The sequence below is a fragment of the Streptomyces sp. ME02-8801-2C genome, assembly GCF_033793965.1.
In the GTDB taxonomy this organism is placed as follows: Bacteria; Actinomycetota; Actinomycetes; order Streptomycetales; family Streptomycetaceae; genus Streptomyces.
Window position 1 is genome coordinate 156351 of the sequence record NZ_JARAXP010000015.1, and the last position, 17086, is coordinate 173436.

Annotated in this window: 14 protein-coding genes and 2 pseudogenes; 13 read left to right on the forward strand and 3 right to left on the reverse strand. The window is 70.2% G+C overall.

Annotation, left to right across the window (positions count from 1 at the left end; translation table 11 throughout):
- Position 1: 1 nt before the first annotated feature.
- Positions 2 to 544: a GNAT family N-acetyltransferase gene (locus PV396_RS35860; RefSeq protein ID WP_319211897.1), complete on the forward strand. Its 543-nt coding sequence runs from the start codon at positions 2 to 4 to the stop codon at positions 542 to 544.
- Between the two features lie 12 nt (positions 545 to 556).
- Positions 557 to 961: an SCO4402 family protein gene (locus tag PV396_RS35865; protein ID WP_319211934.1), complete on the forward strand. Its 405-nt coding sequence runs from the start codon at positions 557 to 559 to the stop codon at positions 959 to 961.
- 62 nt (positions 962 to 1023) lie between these two features.
- Here PV396_RS35865 and glgX read toward each other — a convergent pair whose 3' ends face one another.
- Complete coding sequence (gene glgX / locus PV396_RS35870) at positions 1024 to 3342, reverse strand: glycogen debranching protein GlgX (protein WP_319211899.1); 2319 nt, start codon at positions 3340 to 3342, stop codon at positions 1024 to 1026.
- Between the two features lie 153 nt (positions 3343 to 3495).
- Here glgX and PV396_RS35875 point away from each other — a divergent pair, with 153 nt between their 5' ends.
- The 9 genes from PV396_RS35875 to PV396_RS35915 all read left to right on the forward strand — a co-directional run bounded on the left by PV396_RS35875 (position 3496) and on the right by PV396_RS35915 (position 12469).
- Complete coding sequence (locus tag PV396_RS35875) at positions 3496 to 4737, forward strand: L,D-transpeptidase (protein ID WP_319211901.1); 1242 nt, start codon at positions 3496 to 3498, stop codon at positions 4735 to 4737.
- Positions 4738 to 4887: 150 nt separating this feature from the next.
- Entirely contained in the window at positions 4888 to 6171 is a 1284-nt protein-coding gene (locus tag PV396_RS35880; protein ID WP_416071534.1) for a L,D-transpeptidase, read from the forward strand.
- 160 nt (positions 6172 to 6331) lie between these two features.
- Positions 6332 to 7099 (forward strand): enoyl-CoA hydratase/isomerase family protein, encoded by a 768-nt coding sequence (locus PV396_RS35885; protein WP_319211903.1) that lies wholly within the window; start codon positions 6332 to 6334, stop codon positions 7097 to 7099.
- A gap of 262 nt (positions 7100 to 7361) precedes the next feature.
- On the forward strand, positions 7362 to 7865 hold the full coding sequence (locus PV396_RS35890; protein ID WP_319211905.1) for an ATP-binding protein: 504 nt from the start codon (positions 7362 to 7364) through the stop codon (positions 7863 to 7865).
- Between the two features lie 589 nt (positions 7866 to 8454).
- Complete coding sequence (locus PV396_RS35895; RefSeq protein ID WP_319211907.1) at positions 8455 to 9243, forward strand: polysaccharide deacetylase family protein; 789 nt, start codon at positions 8455 to 8457, stop codon at positions 9241 to 9243.
- Positions 9243 to 10451: an SMP-30/gluconolactonase/LRE family protein gene (locus tag PV396_RS35900; RefSeq protein ID WP_319211909.1), complete on the forward strand. Its 1209-nt coding sequence runs from the start codon at positions 9243 to 9245 to the stop codon at positions 10449 to 10451. Before PV396_RS35895 ends, PV396_RS35900 begins: the two co-directional genes overlap by 1 nt.
- 97 nt (positions 10452 to 10548) lie before the next feature.
- On the forward strand, positions 10549 to 11160 hold the full coding sequence (locus tag PV396_RS35905) for an ADP-ribosyltransferase (RefSeq protein ID WP_319211910.1): 612 nt from the start codon (positions 10549 to 10551) through the stop codon (positions 11158 to 11160).
- Between the two features lie 139 nt (positions 11161 to 11299).
- Entirely contained in the window at positions 11300 to 12214 is a 915-nt protein-coding gene (locus PV396_RS35910; protein WP_319211912.1) for a MerR family transcriptional regulator, read from the forward strand.
- A 42-nt stretch (positions 12215 to 12256) separates the two neighbouring features.
- On the forward strand, positions 12257 to 12469 hold the full coding sequence (locus PV396_RS35915; protein WP_044471918.1) for an EF-hand domain-containing protein: 213 nt from the start codon (positions 12257 to 12259) through the stop codon (positions 12467 to 12469).
- Positions 12470 to 12928: 459 nt separating this feature from the next.
- Here PV396_RS35915 and PV396_RS45245 read toward each other — a convergent pair.
- Positions 12929 to 13168, reverse strand: a pseudogene (locus PV396_RS45245) (beta-N-acetylglucosaminidase domain-containing protein); the annotation flags it as partial.
- Between the two features lie 285 nt (positions 13169 to 13453).
- Here PV396_RS45245 and PV396_RS35920 point away from each other — a divergent pair.
- Positions 13454 to 15183 (forward strand): annotated as a pseudogene (locus PV396_RS35920) (IS200/IS605 family accessory protein TnpB-related protein).
- On the opposite strand, the gene PV396_RS35925 reads toward PV396_RS35920, so the two are convergent.
- Positions 15173 to 15913, reverse strand: a complete 741-nt coding sequence (locus PV396_RS35925; RefSeq protein ID WP_319211914.1) for a glycoside hydrolase family 20 zincin-like fold domain-containing protein — start codon at positions 15911 to 15913, stop codon at positions 15173 to 15175. The pseudogene PV396_RS35920 and the gene PV396_RS35925 sit on opposite strands and share 11 nt — an antisense overlap.
- A gap of 261 nt (positions 15914 to 16174) precedes the next feature.
- On the opposite strand from PV396_RS35925, the gene PV396_RS35930 reads away from it, so the two are divergent.
- Positions 16175 to 17008, forward strand: coding sequence for a hypothetical protein (locus PV396_RS35930; protein ID WP_319211916.1), 834 nt, complete (start codon positions 16175 to 16177; stop codon positions 17006 to 17008).
- Positions 17009 to 17086: the final 78 nt, after the last annotated feature.

Consider the following 17086-nt stretch of genomic DNA (forward strand, 5'->3'; position numbering starts at 1 on the left):
GATGCCCGAACTGCAGCGGCTGAACGCCGGTCACGCGCCGGCGGTGCGGGACTTCGAGCAGCTCAACCGCACCTACTTCGCCGCCTCGATCACCGACCGCGGCGACGACTACTTCGCCCGCTTCACCGACGGGTACAACGCCCTGCTGGCCGAGCAGGAGGCGGGCATCTGCGCGTTCTACGTGCTCGTCGCCGAGGACGGCTCGATCCTGGGCAGGTTCAACCTGATCGACATCGAGGACGGCACCGCGCAACTCGGCTACCGCGTCGCGCAACACGCCGCAGGCCACGGAGTGGCGACCGCGACGGTCCGCGACCTGTGCCGCCTGGCGCCGTCACGCCACGCCCTGCACACACTGCGGGCGGCTGTCGCCCACCAGAACCCCGCGTCCCAGAAGGTGCTGACCCGGTCCGGTTTCACCCCGACCGGACCGGCCGCCCCGACCGACCTCGGCGGCAAGCAAGGCACGTGGTACCAACGCGACCTGACACTCCGGCCGTGGCCCGCGACTTCGCCCACAACCTGGACCGGCGCCCGTCAGTAGGCCGGCGACGTGATGGATCACGGCATCGAATTCCCCGTCTTCCGACTGCACGTCGTGCCGGCGGTCCTCTCCCTTGCGAGTCCGTCGTGGCAGCGCGACGTCTGGCTGCGGCCGGAGGAGTTCGAGGACCTGGACTACGTGGTCACCGTCCTGTTCGACGACTTCTGCGACGCAGACGATCCCGCGCCGTGGCTGGGCAGGAGCCTGCGGACCGAGGAGGAAGTCGCGCTCATGAAGGAGCTGGGCGAGGTCTACTCGACCGTGGAGGAAGAAGTAGGCCACGGTGCGCCGGACGAGGTCTACCTTCACGCTCGGGCTTGGGGCAGCGTCATGGCGGTCGCGGGCCGCCTGGCTCAGGTGATGGTCACCAACGACCTCCGGGCTGCGGCTCTCCTCCACCGGACGAACGGGACCTGAAAGGCGGCGGCACGCACCGGGTGAGTGAAACCGGCGAAGCGAAGGCATCCGCCCTCCGCCCCTCACCCCAACACCCGCAACAACAGCACCGCCCGCCCCGGCACACTGATCTCCTCCCCGGCCGAGTACCCCACCCCCGGTGCCTCCCCCTGCTCCTCGCGCGACGTGTCCACGACCACCTCGTACCGTTCCGCCCAAGGCGCCCCCGGCAACACGAAGCTCGTCGGGTCGGCACCCGCGTGCAGGATCGCCAGGAAACTCTCGTCGACGATCGGGGCGCCCCGGGCGTCCCGGCCCGGGATGTCCCGGCCGGAGAGGTACATGCCCACCGTCGATGCCGGGGCGTACCAGTCGCCTTCCGTCATCTCCGTGCCGCCGGGGGTGAACCAGGCCAGGTCTCGCAGGCCGTCCGCCGAGTGGGCTCGGCCGGAGAAGAAGGCGCGCCGGCGCAGTACGGGGTGGCGGTGGCGCAACTCTATGAGGCGGGCGGTGAGTTGGGTCAGGGCGCGCCAGCCCGGGTCCGCCAGCAGGCTCCAGTCGACCCAGCTGATCTCGTTGTCCTGGCAGTACGCGTTGTTGTTGCCCCCCTGCGTTCGGCCCAGCTCGTCACCCGCGACCAGCATCGGAACGCCCGTCGAGAGGAGGAGAGTTGTGAGCAGGTTGCGCAACTGGCGTCGGCGTAGCGCCTGTACGTCCTCGTCGGCCGTCTCTCCCTCCACCCCGCAGTTCCAGGCGCGGTTGTCGTCCGTGCCGTCCCGGTTGCCCTCCCCGTTGGCCTCGTTGTGCTTGCGCTCGTACGACACCATGTCCCGGAGCGTGAAACCGTCGTGCGCCGTCACGAAGTTGACCGAGGCGTACGGGCGCCGGCCACCCCACGCGTACAGGTCGCTCGAGCCCGACAGGCGGTAGCCGAGGTCCCGTACGTCCGGCAGCGCGCCCCGCCAGAAGTCCCGTACGGCGTTGCGGTAGCGGTCGTTCCACTCCGTCCACAGGGGTGGGAACGCGCCTACCTGGTAGCCGCCGGAGCCCACGTCCCACGGTTCCGCGATCAGTTTGACCCGGCGCAGCACCGGGTCCTGTGCGATCACCGCGAGGAACGGGGAGAGCATGTCGACGTCGTGCATCGAGCGGGCCAGGGCCGCCGCCAGGTCGAAGCGGAAGCCGTCCACGCCCATCTCCGTCACCCAGTACCGCAGCGAGTCCGTGATCAGACGCAGGACGTGCGGCTGGACGACGTGCAGCGTGTTTCCGCAGCCCGTGTAGTCGGCGTAGCTGCGGGGGTCGTTCTGGAGCCGGTAGTAGCCCCTGTTGTCGATGCCGCGCAGGGACAGCGTCGGACCGTGTTCGTCCGCCTCGGCCGTGTGGTTGTAGACCACGTCGAGGATGACCTCGATGCCCGCCGCGTGCAGTGCGCGCACCATGCGCTTGAACTCGCCGACCTGCTGGCCCGCCGTACCCGTCGCCGCGTAGCCCGCGTGCGGGGCGAAGTAGCCGATCGAGTTGTAGCCCCAGTAGTTCTTCATGTCCCGGCGCAGGAGATGGTCCTCGTGCGCGAACTGGTGTACGGGCAGCAGTTCGACCGCCGTCACGCCCAGCTTCGTCAGGTGCTCGATCGCCGCCGGATGGGCCAGGCCCGCGTAGGTGCCCCGCAGTTCCTCGGGGATGTCCGGGTGCAGCTTGGTGAAGCCCTTGACGTGGAGTTCGTAGATCACCGAGTCGGCCCACGGGGTTTTCGGGCGGCGGTCGTCCGCCCATTCGTCGTCGGGGGCGTCGTCGTGGACGACGACCCCCTTCGGGACGTACGGCGCCGAGTCGCGGTCGTCGCGCACGGTGTCCGCGACCTGCTGCTGGGGCCAGTCCCTGACGTGCCCGTACACCTCGGGCGGCAGGTCGAAGTCGCCGTCCACGGCACGCGCGTACGGGTCCAGGAGCAGCTTCGCCGGGTTCCAGCGGGCGCCGGTCCACGGGTCCCAGCGGCCGTGCACTCGGTAGCCGTAGCGCTGACCCGGCCTGACCCCGGGCACGAAGCCGTGCCAGATCTCGTGCGTCAGTTCGGTGAGGGGGACGCGGGTCTCCACCTCCCCGCCGCCCGGCTCCACTTCCCCGAACAGGCACAGCTCCACCGCCTCCGCCCCGCCCGCCCACAGCGCGAAGTTGGTGCCCGACACCCCGTCCGGGCCCGTGCGAAAACGCGCGCCCAGGGGCATCGGTGTCCCCGGCCACACGGGTACGGCGGGCAGCGTGGCGCGTGGCGCGCCGTTCAGCACGGCGGCGGGCGCCGCGGAGTCCGGTGACACGGCGTCCGGGGACGCGGTGCCGGGGTGCCCGTTCTCGACGGCGCGCTGCTGGGCCACCGCTTTCTGCTCGGCTGCGCTGGACACCTCTCCACCTCCCGCGACTCGTGGAACGAAGCGAGAACAGGTGTACGGCGTCCCTGCCGCAGTGCCCTGCCGCGTCGTTTCTCCCCCCTGTTCTGCCCAGAGCATGGCTCGCACTCACGTTTCCCCGGGGCGGGCCGCGTCGTTGGGTCGTGCGTGAGGCACGTAACTGGGCGCGCTCGGCGCGCGAGGGCCGGGCTGGCCGCCGTACTGACATGGGCAGGACTGCTGGCAGGAGCCGCCAGCTGCACTTCGGAGGGGGTGGGAGGGGCGGACTCGATGTTCGGGAAACCCCGGGCGCCGAAGGACGTGATCCGCGTCTCGCCGGCCGACGGCAGCCGCTTGGTACGCCCCGAGAACCCCCTTCTCGTACGGGTGCCCGGCGGGCGTCTGGAATCGGTGCGGGTCGTCAGGTCGCAGGACGCGCGGGAGTCGGTGGTGGCCGGGCGGATCTCCGAGGACGGGCTGTCCTGGCGGCCCGACGACGCACGGCTCGCGCTGGCCGCCAGATACACGGTCGACGCCGTGGCGCTCGACGGCCACGGACACCGTTCCGCCCGGCACACGACCTTCACCACGTACGTGCCCGACGAGCGGTTCATCGGATACGTCACCCCGGAGAACCGCGCCACCGTCGGCACCGGGATGATCGTGTCCCTGGAGTTCAACCGCGAGGTGCGCGACCGCGCCGCCGTCGAACGCGCCGTCCGTGTCACCGCGAACCCCGCCGTCGAGATCCGTCCGCACTGGTTCGGCGACGACCGCCTCGACTTCCGGCCCGAGGAGTACTGGGCGCCGGGCACCGAGGTCACCGTCGACCTGGCGCTGCGGGACGTCGAGGGGGCGCCGGGGGTGTACGGGATCCAGCAGAAGACGTTCACCTTCACCGTCGGCCGCAGCCAGGTCTCCCTGGTGGACGCCGCCGCGCACACCATGGAGGTGCGGCGCGACGGCGACCTGCTCGCGACCGTGCCGATCACGGCGGGGGCGCCGAAGACCACCACGTACAACGGCAAGATGGTGGTCCTGGAGATGCTGGAGCTGACCCGGATGAACGGCGCCACGGTCGGCTTCAAGAAGAAGGACGGCAACGGCGAGTACGACATCCCGGACGTGCCGCACGCGATGCGGCTGACCACCTCCGGCACCTTCCTGCACGGCAACTACTGGGCGCCGGACGCCTTCGGGAAGGCCAACGTCAGCCATGGCTGCGTCGGGCTGAGGGATGTGAAGGGCGGCAGTTCGGACACTCCGGCGGGCTGGTTCTTCGACCGGAGCCTGGTCGGTGACGTCGTCGAGGTCGTCAACAGCAAGGACAAGCGGATCGCTCCCGACAACGGGCTCGGCGGATGGAACATGGGCTGGAAGGAGTGGAAGGCGGGCGGCGCCGTGAAGTGAACTGTCGGGTCCGACAATCTGATGATGTTGGGACGAAACAGTGACCTTCAGGGGCCGCCGGGGGGTGTGACCTTGTGCTTAATATGCGCCCGGGTGCGCGGTACGCGCCGGGGAAGTGGGCCTGAGTCAGGCCACGGGAGGGGAGAAAGTTTGAACGCGCGACCGATATCGGGGGCTTCGGCGGCGGCACGGAGGGGCGGGGCACCCGGAATATCAGGGGCACGACGCACACGGCGGAGCAGCGGGCCACTCGCGCTGCTCGCCGGCGTCGTGCTCGTCGCCGTCACCGCGTGCGGCGGGGGCGGCGGCTCGGAGTCCGGCACCGACGACGCCAAGCCGAAGGGCAAGGACTCCACCACCGCGACAACCCAGCAGTCGCAGGCGGTCGTCACGATCGCGCCCAAGGACGGCTCGAAGGCGGTCGACACCAGCGGCGCACTCACCGTCAGCGCCGCCAAGGGCAAGCTGACCGAGGTCAAGGTCGAGGACCCCAAGGGCAACCCGGTCGCGGGCGCGCTGACCGCCGGGGACACCAAGTGGGTGCCCTCGACGCATCTCGCCGCGTCCACCACGTACAAGGTGCACGTCGTCGCGAAGGACGCCGAGGGGCGTACGGCGGCGGAGGAGTCGTCCTTCACCACCCTCACCCCGAAGAACACGTTCGTCGGTACGTTCACGCCCGAGGACGGGTCCAAGGTCGGCGTGGGCATGCCGTTCTCGATCCGCTTCACCCGGGGCATCACGCACCCCGAGGACGTCGAGAAGGCCATCACGGTCAAGACCGAACCGGCCGTCGACGTCGAGGGCCACTGGTTCGGCAACGACCGCCTCGACTTCCGCCCCGAGAAGTACTGGGCGCCGGGTACGAAGGTCACCGTCGCCCTCGCCCTCGACGGCGTCGAGGGACGCCCCGGCGTCTACGGCAAGCAGGCCAAGCAGGTCTCCTTCACCATCGGCCGCAGCCAGGTCTCCACGGTCGACGTCAAGACGAAGAAGATGGTCGTACGCCGGGACGGCAAGGTCATCAAGACCATCCCCGTCACCACCGGCGCGCCCGGGTACGAGACCTGGAACGGCCAGATGGTCATCACCGAGCGCCTCGAAGTGACCCGGATGAACGGCGAGACGGTCGGCTACGGCGGCGAGTACGACATCAAGGACGTCCCGCACGCCCAGCGCCTGACCACCTCCGGCACGTTCATCCACGGCAACTACTGGGCGCCGGACGCCTTCGGCAACTACAACGCCAGCCACGGCTGCATCGGCCTGCGGGACGTGCGCGGCGGCTACGACAGCGGAGTTGCCGCGGCCTGGTTCTTCAACCGCTCGATGATCGGCGACGTGGTGATCGTGAAGAACTCCAACGACCGCGTCGTCGAACCGGACAACGGGCTCAACGCCTGGAACATGTCCTGGGAGAAGTGGAAGGCGTAGTCCAGCCACGTTGTCGACGGGCCCGGTGTGACTGACAGCACCGGGCCCGTACCCGTTGGTCCCCGTGCTGTGTCTGCCTGGGGGACAACCCCCAGACCCCCGGCCGGGTGTGACCTACCGCACCGACCCGGTAGCCGTTAGTCCCCGTTAACCTGCCTCCATGACTGTGCATCTCGAAGTCGCCGAAGGTGTGGGCACGATCCGGCTGGACCGGCCGCCCATGAACGCGCTGGACGTCGCCACCCAGGACCGCCTCAGGGAACTCGCGGGGGAGGCCACCCGGCGCGACGACGTCCGGGCGGTCGTCGTGTACGGCGGGGAGAAGGTGTTCGCGGCCGGCGCGGACATCAAGGAGATGCAGGCGATGGACCACGCGGCGATGGTCGCCCGGTCCAGGGACCTGCAGGACGCCTTCAGCGCCGTCGCCCGTATCCCCAAGCCCGTCGTCGCCGCGGTGACCGGCTACGCCCTCGGCGGCGGCTGCGAGTTGGCGCTCTGCGCGGACTACCGCATCGCCGGCGACAATGCGAAACTCGGTCAGCCGGAGATCCTGCTCGGCCTGATCCCCGGCGCGGGCGGTACCCAGCGACTGGCGCGGCTGATCGGACCCTCCAAGGCCAAGGACCTGATCTTCACCGGCCGGATGGTCAAGGCCGACGAAGCGCTGTCCCTCGGTCTGGTGGACCGGGTGGTCCCGGCCGCCGACGTGTACACCGAGGCGCACGCCTGGGCGGCGAAACTCGCCCAGGGTCCGGCGATCGCGCTGCGCGCGGCGAAGGAGTCGATCGACGCGGGTCTGGAAACGGACCTGGAGACAGGGCTGGCGATCGAACGGAACTGGTTCGCGGGTCTGTTCGCGACCGAGGACCGGGAGATCGGGATGCGGAGCTTCGTTGACGAAGGTCCCGGTAAGGCGAAGTTCCGCTAAAGCACTTGCAGTTGACGTGAAGTCTTATCCGGGTCCCTCGATAGGGCGGTTTATGGGAGCCTTAAGCCAACCTTAAGCCTGTCTTGTCGAGGGGGCCTGTCGCTTGCCCGAAAGTGAGCTTCCGTCGCAGGTCGGAGACCCTTTAGGGGCCGACGGAATGCCATCGGCATATGACGATCAGTCTATTCGGAATGGCGCGCTCCGGGGGATGTATTCCTCCGGAACGGCCCCGGCGGATCGCACGGGCGGCCATGATGGGGGCATGGCGGGGCTGGAGGGCATGGAACAGCCGCGGGGACACGGCCGTGCGACGGCGGCGCGTTGGTCGCCTGCGGTGGAGGACGAGCGAGCACTCAAAGCGCTCGAGTTGTTCGGAGACCCGACGGACGGCGAGGTCCGGCTGCCGTCCCGCCCCGAGTCCGCCGCGACCGCCCGCCGCCTCGCCCAGGTCGTCGTGCTCCGCCACTGGGGACTGTCCCCCAAGATGACCGAGGACGCGGTACTGCTCGTCTCCGAACTGGTCGGCAACGCCGTGCGGCACACCGGCGCGCGGGTGTTCGGCCTGCGGATGGTCCGTCGCCGGGGCTGGATCCGCGTCGAGGTCCGCGACCCCTCACGGGGGCTGCCGTGTCTGATGCCGGTTCAGGAGATGGATATCAGCGGGCGGGGACTGATGCTGGTGGACAAGCTCTCCGACCGCTGGGGGGTCGACCTGTTGCCGCGCGGGAAGACGACGTGGTTCGAGATGCGGGTCGCCGACCGCTGAGGGCTCGCACGCGCTGACGCGCGGCTGCCCGGCCTGGTGTGAGACTGTCCGGCTCGGTGCGAGCTGCCCGCCTCGGCGTGCGGCTCCCGGTGTGGTGTGAGGCTTGCGGCCTGGTGTGGGCTGCTCGGCTTGGTGTGCGGATCCCGGCCTGCCGTGCGCTGCCTGGCCTGCCGGGCGGTTGCCCGCCCCGGCGTGCGGCTCCCGGTGTGGTGTGAGGCTTGCGGCCTGGTGTGGGCTGCTCGGCTTGGTGTGCGGATCCCGGCCCGCCGTGCGCTGCTCGGCCTGCCGGGCGGTTGCCCGGCCTGGTGTGAGGGCCCGGACCGGTGTGAGGGCCCGGACCGGTGTGAGCTGCGCGGTCTGGTAGTGAGGGTCCGGACCGGTGTGCGGCTCCCGGCCTGCCGTGCGCTGCCCGGCCTGCCGTGCGCTGCCCGGCCTGCCGTGCGCTGCCCGCCCGCCGTGCGCTGCCCGGCCTGGTGTGAGGGTGTGCCGCCTTGCGTGAGGCTCCCGGAGCCGTGTGCGGCTGTGTGGGACCGTGTGGGCGGGCCGCCGATCGGGCTAATCGCCCGTTTTCATTCCCAACCCCCCTTAAATGGTGCGGGTGACCACGACCGACCGTCGAGCGGTGCTGCGCGCGGGCGCCGGGATCGTAGCCTCGGGGGCGCTGACCGCCGGGTGCGCGACCGGAACCGCCACCGGCGGCGCCGCCACGCACCCCGACGCCCCCACCTCCCGTACCGGGGCTGCGCTCGCGCCTGTCCCCCTCCTCCACTACCCCGCCCAGATTCCGCATGGCCCCCGTGACCGCCCCCAAGTCGCCCTCACCTTCCACGGCGACGGTGACCCCGCCACCGCGCACGCGCTGCTCGCCGCCGCCGAGGAACACGGCTCGCGGGTCACCGTGTTCGCCGTCGGGACCTGGCTCGACGCCCATCCCGGCCTCGCCCGCCGTGTCCTCGACGGCGGTCATGAACTCGGCAACCACACCCTGCGCCACCTCGACATCAACGCCATGCCGGAGGCGGACGCCGACGCCGAGATCAGGGGGTGCGCCGAGCGGCTCACGGCGCTCACCGGGTCCATCGGCACCTGGTTCCGGCCCTCGCGCGGCGCCCGCGGCGCCCGCGCCTCCCCGCTCGTCGAACGGCTCGCCCGTCGCGCCGGCTACCCGCACGTCCTGTCGTACGACGTCGACTCCCTCGACTTCACCTCGCCGGGCGCCCCCGCCGTCGTACGCAACGTCATGGCCGACGTCCGCGCCGGATCGATCGTCAGCCTGCACTTCGGATACGCGGACACGGTTGCCGCGTTCCCCGGCCTCCTGCACGAACTCGACCGCCGCGGCCTGCACGCGGTGACCACCACGGAGTTGCTGACCTGATGCCCCCCACCGTCATCACCCGCGCCCTCGTCACGGGAGCCGCCCTCACCGTCCTCGCCGGACTCGCCGCCTGCGGCACCGAAACCGGGGACCAGCCGAACCGGCCCCTCCGCGCGGCCGAGCCCGTCAAGCCCGTCAGGCCGGTCAAGCCCGCCGTACCCGTCAAGCCCGTCGTCCAGGGGCTGCGCGGGATGCCGCCCGTCCTCCACCCACGTGATGTGTACGCCGCCGACCGGCCGAACCGACTCTCCCCGGTCGTCCGGGACTTCCCGTCCCGCGTCTACGTGCCCAACACCGAGTCCGACACCGTCTCCGTCATCGACCCGAAGACGTACGAGGTCGTCGAGACGATCCATGTCGGTCGCCAGCCCCAACACGTCGTTCCCTCCTGGGACTTGAAGACCCTCTGGGTCAACAACAACCGCGGCCACACCCTCACACCCATCGACCCGAAAACGGGGAAGGCGGGCAAGCCGGTCGAGGTCCACGACCCGTACAACCTCTACTTCACGCCCAACGGGAAGTACGCCGTCGTCATGGCCTCCCTCGACCGCGAGCTCGTCTTCCGGGACGCGCACACCATGAAGCGGGTGAAGACCGAACCCGTCAGCTGCTACGGCGTCAACCACGCCGACTTCTCCTTCGACGGCCGGTACTTCATCGTGTCCTGCGAGTTCAGCGGCGAACTGCTCAAGGTCGACACCGAGCGGATGAAGGTCGTCGCGCAGCAGAAACTGCCCTACGAGGGCGCGATGCCGCAGGACGTCAAGATCTCGCCGGACGGCAAGCGGTTCTACATCGCCGACATGATGGCCGACGGCATGTGGGTCCTGGACGGCGACAAGTTCACCCGGCCCACCCTCCTGCCCACCGGCAAGGGCACCCACGGGCTGTACGTCAGCCGAGACTCCCGCGAGATGTACGTATCCAACCGGGGCGAGGGCACCGTCTCCGTCTTCGACTTCGAGAAGGGCGAGATCACCAAGAAGTGGCGGCTGCCCAACGGCGGCAGCCCCGACATGGGAGGCGTCTCGGCCGACGGCAAGGTCCTGTGGCTGTCGGGGCGTTACAACTCGGAGGTGTACGCCATCGACACCCGGACCGGCGAGCAGCTCGCCCGGATCAAGGTGGGCAGCGGCCCGCACGGACTCGCCGTCTACCCGCAGCCCGGCCGCTATTCACTCGGCCACACGGGCATCTTCCGCTGATCCGGCGCCAGTTGGCCCACCTCACGACCTCGTGTGACACGCCGCCGATCGAGTGACGATCCCCGGCCCGCCGCCGCAGACCCGACAGGGTGCATCCATGATCACAACTCGCCTGCGGCGGCGGACCGCTGCCGTCGCCTTCTCCCTGGCCGCCGTCTTCGCGACCTCCGCCGCCACCCTTCCCGCAGCCGCCGCCCCGAAGGCGGGCCTCACCACGGCCGCTCCCACCTGCCCCCAGTTCGACGACCCGATCAAGGCCGCCGTCGACCGCCGTGTCGACGTCGACCGCATCACGCCCGAGCCGGTCTGGCGCAAGACCTGCGGCACCCTCTACCGCAGCGACGGCCGGGGCCCGGAGACCGTCTTCGCGGAGGGCTTCAAGCCCCGGGACGTCATCAACGGCCAGTACGACATCGAGAAGTACGTCCTGGTCAACCAGCCCTCCCCGTACGTGTCCACGACGTACGACCACGACCTGTACAAGACGTGGTGGAAGTCGGGCTACAACTACTACATCGACGCCCCGGGCGGCGTGGACGTGAACAAGACCATCGGCGACACCCACAAGTGGGCGGACCAGGTCGAGGTGGCCTTCCCCGGCGGAATCGAGCGGAAGTACATCATCGGGGTCTGTCCGGTGAACAAGACCACCAAGGTCGAGATCATGAGCGGGTGCCAGAGCAACCCGCACTATGAGGCCTGGCACTGAGCCGCTCCGCTGGGTAGGCGGTTCGTTCTGCTGCCGGCCGGTGGGGGCTTGTCGCGCAGTTCCCCGCGCCCCTTAAGGCGCGCCTTCGCTCAGCCGGCCTCTTGAGTCTCCACCTACTGGAAGGCCCAGACTCGCCAGCATGATCGACGACGGCACCGGACATCTCACCATCGGCGAACTCGCCCGGGCCACCGGACTGACTGTACGGACCATCCGCTACTGGTCCGACGAGGGCGCCCTGCCGCCCGTGACCCGGTCGTCCGGCGGTTACCGGCTGTACGACGCCGGCTCCCTGGCCCGCCTCGAACTGATCCGTACCCTGCGCGAACTGGGCCTCGGCCTGGACCACGTACGCGCGGTGCTGGCCGGGGAGACGACGGTCGCGGAGGTGGCCGCCACGCATGTGGCGGCGCTGGACGCGCAGATCCGGACGCTGCGGGTGACCCGGGCGGTGCTGTCGTCCGTGGCGAGGCGCGGTTCGACCGCGGAGGAGATGACGCTCATGAACAAACTGGCGCGGCTGTCGGCCGCCGAACGCAAGCGGATCATGGAGGAGTTCGTGGAGGAGCTGTTCCACGGGCTCGACTCCGTCGACCCGGAGATCCGGGACCGGATGCGCTCCGTCGCCGTGGACCTGCCCGAGGACCCTACCCCGGAGCAGGTGGACGCCTGGGTGGAACTGGCGGAGATGGTCCGGGACCCGGAGTTCCGGGCGCAGATGCGGCAGGTGATCGAGTTCAACGCGAAGGATCAGGGCCGCGGCCCCGCCGCGGGGCGGTCCACGTGGTTCCCCATGCGGCTGGTGCAGCTGGCGGGGGAGGCCCGTGAGCGTGGCGTCGCCCCCGAGGCGCCGGAGGCCGGGGCGATCCTGCGTGAGGTGCTGGGGGACGGTGACCCGGCCGCGGTGCTCGAACGCATGGAGGCGGCTTCCAACAACAGGCTGGTCCGGTACCGGGAGTTGCTGGTCAGTGTGAAGGGCGTGGAGCCGGCCGCGGCACACCGCGAGGAGTTCGCGTGGGTGGTCGCGGCGCTGCGCGCCCGCTTGGCCAGCTAATCTGACCCCGTCAGCAGTACGTACATGAAGGGGCGGGTCCCGGTGGCGGACATCGAGGAAGCACGCAAGCAGTTCGAGCGGATCGACACGAACGGTGACGGGTTCATCACGGCCGCCGAGTTCAAGACTGCCCTCGCGCAGGCAGGCGACTGGAACGTCACCGAGTCCGTGGCCGAGGTCATCATCGCCTCCCGCGACCTCGACGGCGACAAGCTCCTGTCGTTCGACGAGTTCTGGACGTACCTGAACAAGTAGTGCGAAGCCGAATGAATCGGTATGTGTGTGGGGTGTCCGCCGGGTTCTTGGTGGGCGCCCCACACACGCGTCTACGCCAGTGCGCGGGCCACGAACGTGTCCAGGACGCCCGTGCCGACCTCGACCTCGCGCGCCCGGCCCAGATAGTCGCGGACCGTGTGGGCGCGGGCGGCGTCGCGCAGGGCCCGGGCCTCGGAGCGGGTCGCCCCTGCCCTCGTGCACGGCCATCGCGGCCAGCGCGGCCCTGGCCCAGTCGTTCGCGCAGGCCAGCCAGGGTGACGCCGCCGTCCGGAAGGCGGCCGGGACCGTGTCACGGGCCCCGGCCAGAACCGTCAGCCGAGCGCGCAGGACCTTCTCGGCGGTGGCGCCGCCCCGCCAGTACGCCGCCGTCAGCGCCGCCAGCTCGGGAGCCTGTACGCCGTTGACGCGGGAGGCGCGGTTGACGTCGGCGAAGGCACGCAGGGCCGTGAGGGCGCGGGAGTCGCCGGCGGCCAGGGTGGCGAGGCCCGCGTCGAGGGCGGCCTCGGGGCGGTACTCCTCGGGGCTCCAGGTGTAGGCCGCCAGGGAGAACAGGGCCGGGTCGGAGGCGACGGCCTGGTTCATCGGGTTGGCGGTGAGACCGGCGACCGTGCCCGGCAGCGTACGGTCGCGGCCCTCGTAGGGGCCCAACAGGAGGTGGCCCGGCGTGTAGTTGACGGGGAAGTTGTCCCGCGCGCAACGCGGTCAACCGGGAGGCCGGGTAGGCGTCGCGCCAGCGGGTGTGCACGTAGGGCTTGGAACTGCTGCCGCTGGAGTGCGTTCAAGGGCGTTCTGGTAAGCGGGAGTGAGTGCTGCTGGTCTCGGTCGTGTTGCTCGCCTCGCTCGTGGGGCCGATTTCAGAGGGAACTGACGTTCTTTCATCGAATGAGTGACCTTCATGAGTGTTCCTCGTTTTCCATCGTGACGGGATCTTCGAGTAGGGCCGGGCGGGGCGGGGATGGCGGGGTGGGTGAGCTGAGGAGCATCGCGGTGCCGTTCGTCGTGTCCGGTCCCAATGGTGTGGCCGTCCGGACTCGTCTCAAGCAGCTGACGCCCGCTGATGACAAGGCGCTGCGGCTGGTGGGGGCGCATCTGGGGTCACTGGCTTCGAGGGATCTCAAGGCGCGCTGCCGGGACGGCCTGGAGCATTCCGGCAATATGTGGGCAGTGCGGAAGCGGGAGCTGACACCTGCCTCGTCGTCACGGTGGGCAGGCAGCATCACTAAAGCGTCACATGATCAGTGGACGCTGGCCCGGCGTTGCCGGCTGGCGCATCTCCAGAGCCTGGAAGCCGGCATCCGCACGCTCGAGGCCCGGCTGGCGCTGCCGGTCGGGCAGAAGGGAACCAAGAAGGCGCCCGGGGGTTACCGGTCCCAGCGGGAGTGGCATGCGAAGTCCCGGCGGCTGCACGTACTTCAGGACCGGCTGGCTTCCGCGCGGGCGGACCGTGAGGCCGGTGTGGTGCACGTCGTGCGGGGCGGCAAACGGCTGGCCCGCTCCCGGCACAACCTGGAGGCCGCTCAGCTCACGGAGTCGGCGTGGCGTGGGCGTTGGGAGGCGAAGCGCTGGTTCTGCCAAGCCGACGGGGAGTCCGGGAAGCGGTACGGCAACGAGACGATCCGCGTCAGTCCCGACGGCGAGGTGAGCATCAAACTCCCCATGCCGCTCGCGCATCTCGCCAACGCTCCGCACGGCCGGTACGTCCTTGCCTGCCGGATCGAGTTCGCCCACCGGGGCACCGAGTGGGCGGATCGTGTCGTGGCCAACCGGTCCATCGCCTACCGCATCCTCCCCCACTCTCGGCTTCGCTCGAGCGGGGGCACCCCCATCGACACCAGCCGGGAGCGCTGGTATGTGACCGCCGCCTGGCAGATCCCACCCACCCCGAACATCTCCATCGAGGCGGCGCTCGCCCACGGCGTAATCGGGGTCGACATGAACGCCGATCTCCCCCACGCTCGGCTTCGCTCGCGCGGGGGGACCCCCACGGCCGCCTGGCGCCTCGACACCCACGGCAACCCGACAGGCGCCCCGCGCCGTTTCTTCTACGACCTTTCCGGCATCGCCCAGCACCGTGACGCCCAAGTCCGCCACGCTCTCACCCGCCTCTTGTACTGGGCCCGAACCTGCGGCGTGAAGGCGATCGCGGTCGAGGATTTGGACTTCGCCGCGGAGAAGACCCGGGAGAAACACGGCCGCAGGAAACGCTTCCGGCAGCTGATCTCCGGCATGCCCACCGGGAAACTCCGCACCCCGCTGGCTTCGATGGCCGACGCCACGGGTATCGCGGTCATCGCGGTCGATCCGGCCTACACCAGCCGCTGGGGCGCCCAGTACTGGCAGAAGCCCCTCATTAGCACCACTCGTAAGACCACTCGCCATGATGCTGCTGCTGTGGCGATCGGAAGGCGCGCATAGGGACACCCGATCCGGCGACGGACGGCACCGCCCCCACAGCACCGGAGTGATGCGGTGGGGCATCGGACCGTCCAGGCCAGATCGGTTGTTCCTGGGCGTGAGGCGTTGCTCATCAGCGGCCTCCGGCCGCGGGCCGCCCCCGCATTCCCGGACCACGGACACGATCCGTGCCGCCCGGGCGCGGAGCGAACGCGGGCAACCAGAACGCCCAACACCGTCCGGGGCGTTCGGCCGAGCATGAGACCTGGCAACAGGACTCACTGCCGCTCAGTCTTTAGGAACGGTGCCGTAGAAACCCTCGACGATGCCTCGCACCGAGGTGGCGGGCCAGTCGCGGATGTGTACGGCGGGCAGCTCGGCGCGGGGTGCCGTGGAGCCGACGGGACGCACCAGCTGGGCCAGCGTCTGGGCCGCGTGAAAGGCGCCGGCCGGGTCGGTGCCGGCGAGTACGACACGGGGGCGGCCCTTCCGGTCGTTGTCGGCCGCGAGGACGTAGCCGTCGGGTGGGAGTTTCCTCAGTGGCTCAAATCCGAGGGTTTGAAGGGCTGTTGACGCTTCGTCAGAGGTGTTGGAGGCGTCAGGGGCCTTGGAAACGATGGTGAGCAGCAGTTCGTCGCGTTGCGGGCGGTCACCATAGCGAACCTGGTGGACGCCGGCCTCGCGGAGGGTTCGGGCGACGGCTTCCAGGGTGGCCGGGTCCGTCCCGGCGTCGGAGCGCAGTGCCACCGTACGGCCGAACGGCACCGTGCCCCGGCCCGGGCGCACTTCTCGTGGGGTCGGCCACAAGGCGGGGACCCTGGAGGGGAGCTGGGCTGCGCGTCCGTCCCCGTCGCCCTTGTTGTCGTCGGGGGCCGGTGAGGCCGATGTGAACGAACGGGTGCTTCCCGTGGGGCTCTTGGGGGCGTCCGGGTCCCCGGAGCCATGAGTGAGGACGCTCGCCAGGAGCAGACCCACCAGCGCCAGCGCGGCGCCGAAGAGCAACCCGATGGAGGCGGGCCATTGACGCACAGAGTCCCCCTCGGTGGCTCGACCGCCGTCCAGTCCGCTGTCTCGTCCGTCCGTGCCGACCCTTCCCTACCCGTTCGGTGAAGCCAGGTAAACAGGGCAAGCGACCTCTTAACTGTTTGTGTGGCGTCATGTCGGAAAAGATGCCGATGTGTCAAATCAGCCACACTGTGCGCCAGTTGGCGTAGACACTGTTGATGTATGGCCCTTGCATGGATGGGCCGGGACGTTCGATGCCCCGGCCCGGAGCACAGGAGGACGGACATGGTGTCGCCGGACCCCGTCAGCTATTGGATCGTGCTGATCGACATCGAGGACTTCAGTCTGCGTCCGGAGAACGCCCAGGCCACCCTGCACAACGAGCTCTACGAGGTGGTCGGGCTCGCACTCGGCAGGGCCGGCCTCACCTACGCCGACTGCCGGGTACAGGACCGCGGCGACGGGATGCTCATGCTGGTCCCCGTGGACACCAGCCCGGTCAGGCTGCTGCGGGAACTCCAGCGCGGGCTGGACGACGCGCTGCTGGCGCACCGGGCGAAGTACAACGAGGAACACCGGATGCGGCTGCGGGTCGGCCTCAACCAGGGACTCGTGCGGCGGGAGGGCAAGCGCTGGACCGGCGCGGCCATCAACGACCTGGCCCGGCTGGTCGACGCGGGCCCCGTCAAGCAGGTCCTCGCCGAGGCGCGCCGGGCCCTGCTCGTGCTGGTGGTCTCGGAGAACGTCCACACGTCGGTCGTGCTGGGCGGCTACCCGGGCATCGACCCGGCGGCCTATCTGCCCGCCGACTTCGTCACCAAGCACGGCGAACCGCGCCGCGGCTGGGTCACCGTACCCGGCTACGCGGCGCCACCAGGACTTCCCGCGGATCCGGGGGAGCCGCCCGGCCGGGCACCTGGGGGAGCTCAGGCCCCGGGCGGCGGAGCGGGAGGAGCCGGCGGCGGAATCGGCACGGGGAGCCCGGTTCCGCCGCCCACGCTCACCGCACGTGATGTGACCGGCGGCCAGATCGCCGTCGGTGAGGGGGCGAAGGTCGTCGGCCGCGACGACGTGGCGGGCAACGTGTACTACGTCAACATGCCCGTGGACGAACCGTGAGCACGCCCGGCGCCCCGGCGCCCGGCCCCGCGCCCGCCGCCGCTCCCGCCCCGGCGCCCGCGCCGTCCCCCGCCGGTC

Excerpts from the sequence above, each read along its gene's own strand:
- PV396_RS35860 (WP_319211897.1), top strand. The coding sequence starts at position 2 with ATGCCCGAACTGCAGCGGCTGAACGCCGGTCACGCGCCGGCGGTGCGG.
- PV396_RS35865 (WP_319211934.1), top strand. The coding sequence starts at position 557 with ATGGATCACGGCATCGAATTCCCCGTCTTCCGACTGCACGTCGTGCCG.
- PV396_RS35885 (WP_319211903.1), top strand. The coding sequence starts at position 6,332 with ATGACTGTGCATCTCGAAGTCGCCGAAGGTGTGGGCACGATCCGGCTG.
- PV396_RS35890 (WP_319211905.1), top strand. The coding sequence starts at position 7,362 with ATGGCGGGGCTGGAGGGCATGGAACAGCCGCGGGGACACGGCCGTGCG.
- PV396_RS35895 (WP_319211907.1), top strand. The coding sequence starts at position 8,455 with ATGGTGCGGGTGACCACGACCGACCGTCGAGCGGTGCTGCGCGCGGGC.
- PV396_RS35900 (WP_319211909.1), top strand. The coding sequence starts at position 9,243 with ATGCCCCCCACCGTCATCACCCGCGCCCTCGTCACGGGAGCCGCCCTC.
- PV396_RS35905 (WP_319211910.1), top strand. The coding sequence starts at position 10,549 with ATGATCACAACTCGCCTGCGGCGGCGGACCGCTGCCGTCGCCTTCTCC.
- PV396_RS35910 (WP_319211912.1), top strand. The coding sequence starts at position 11,300 with ATGATCGACGACGGCACCGGACATCTCACCATCGGCGAACTCGCCCGG.
- PV396_RS35930 (WP_319211916.1), top strand. The coding sequence starts at position 16,175 with ATGGTGTCGCCGGACCCCGTCAGCTATTGGATCGTGCTGATCGACATC.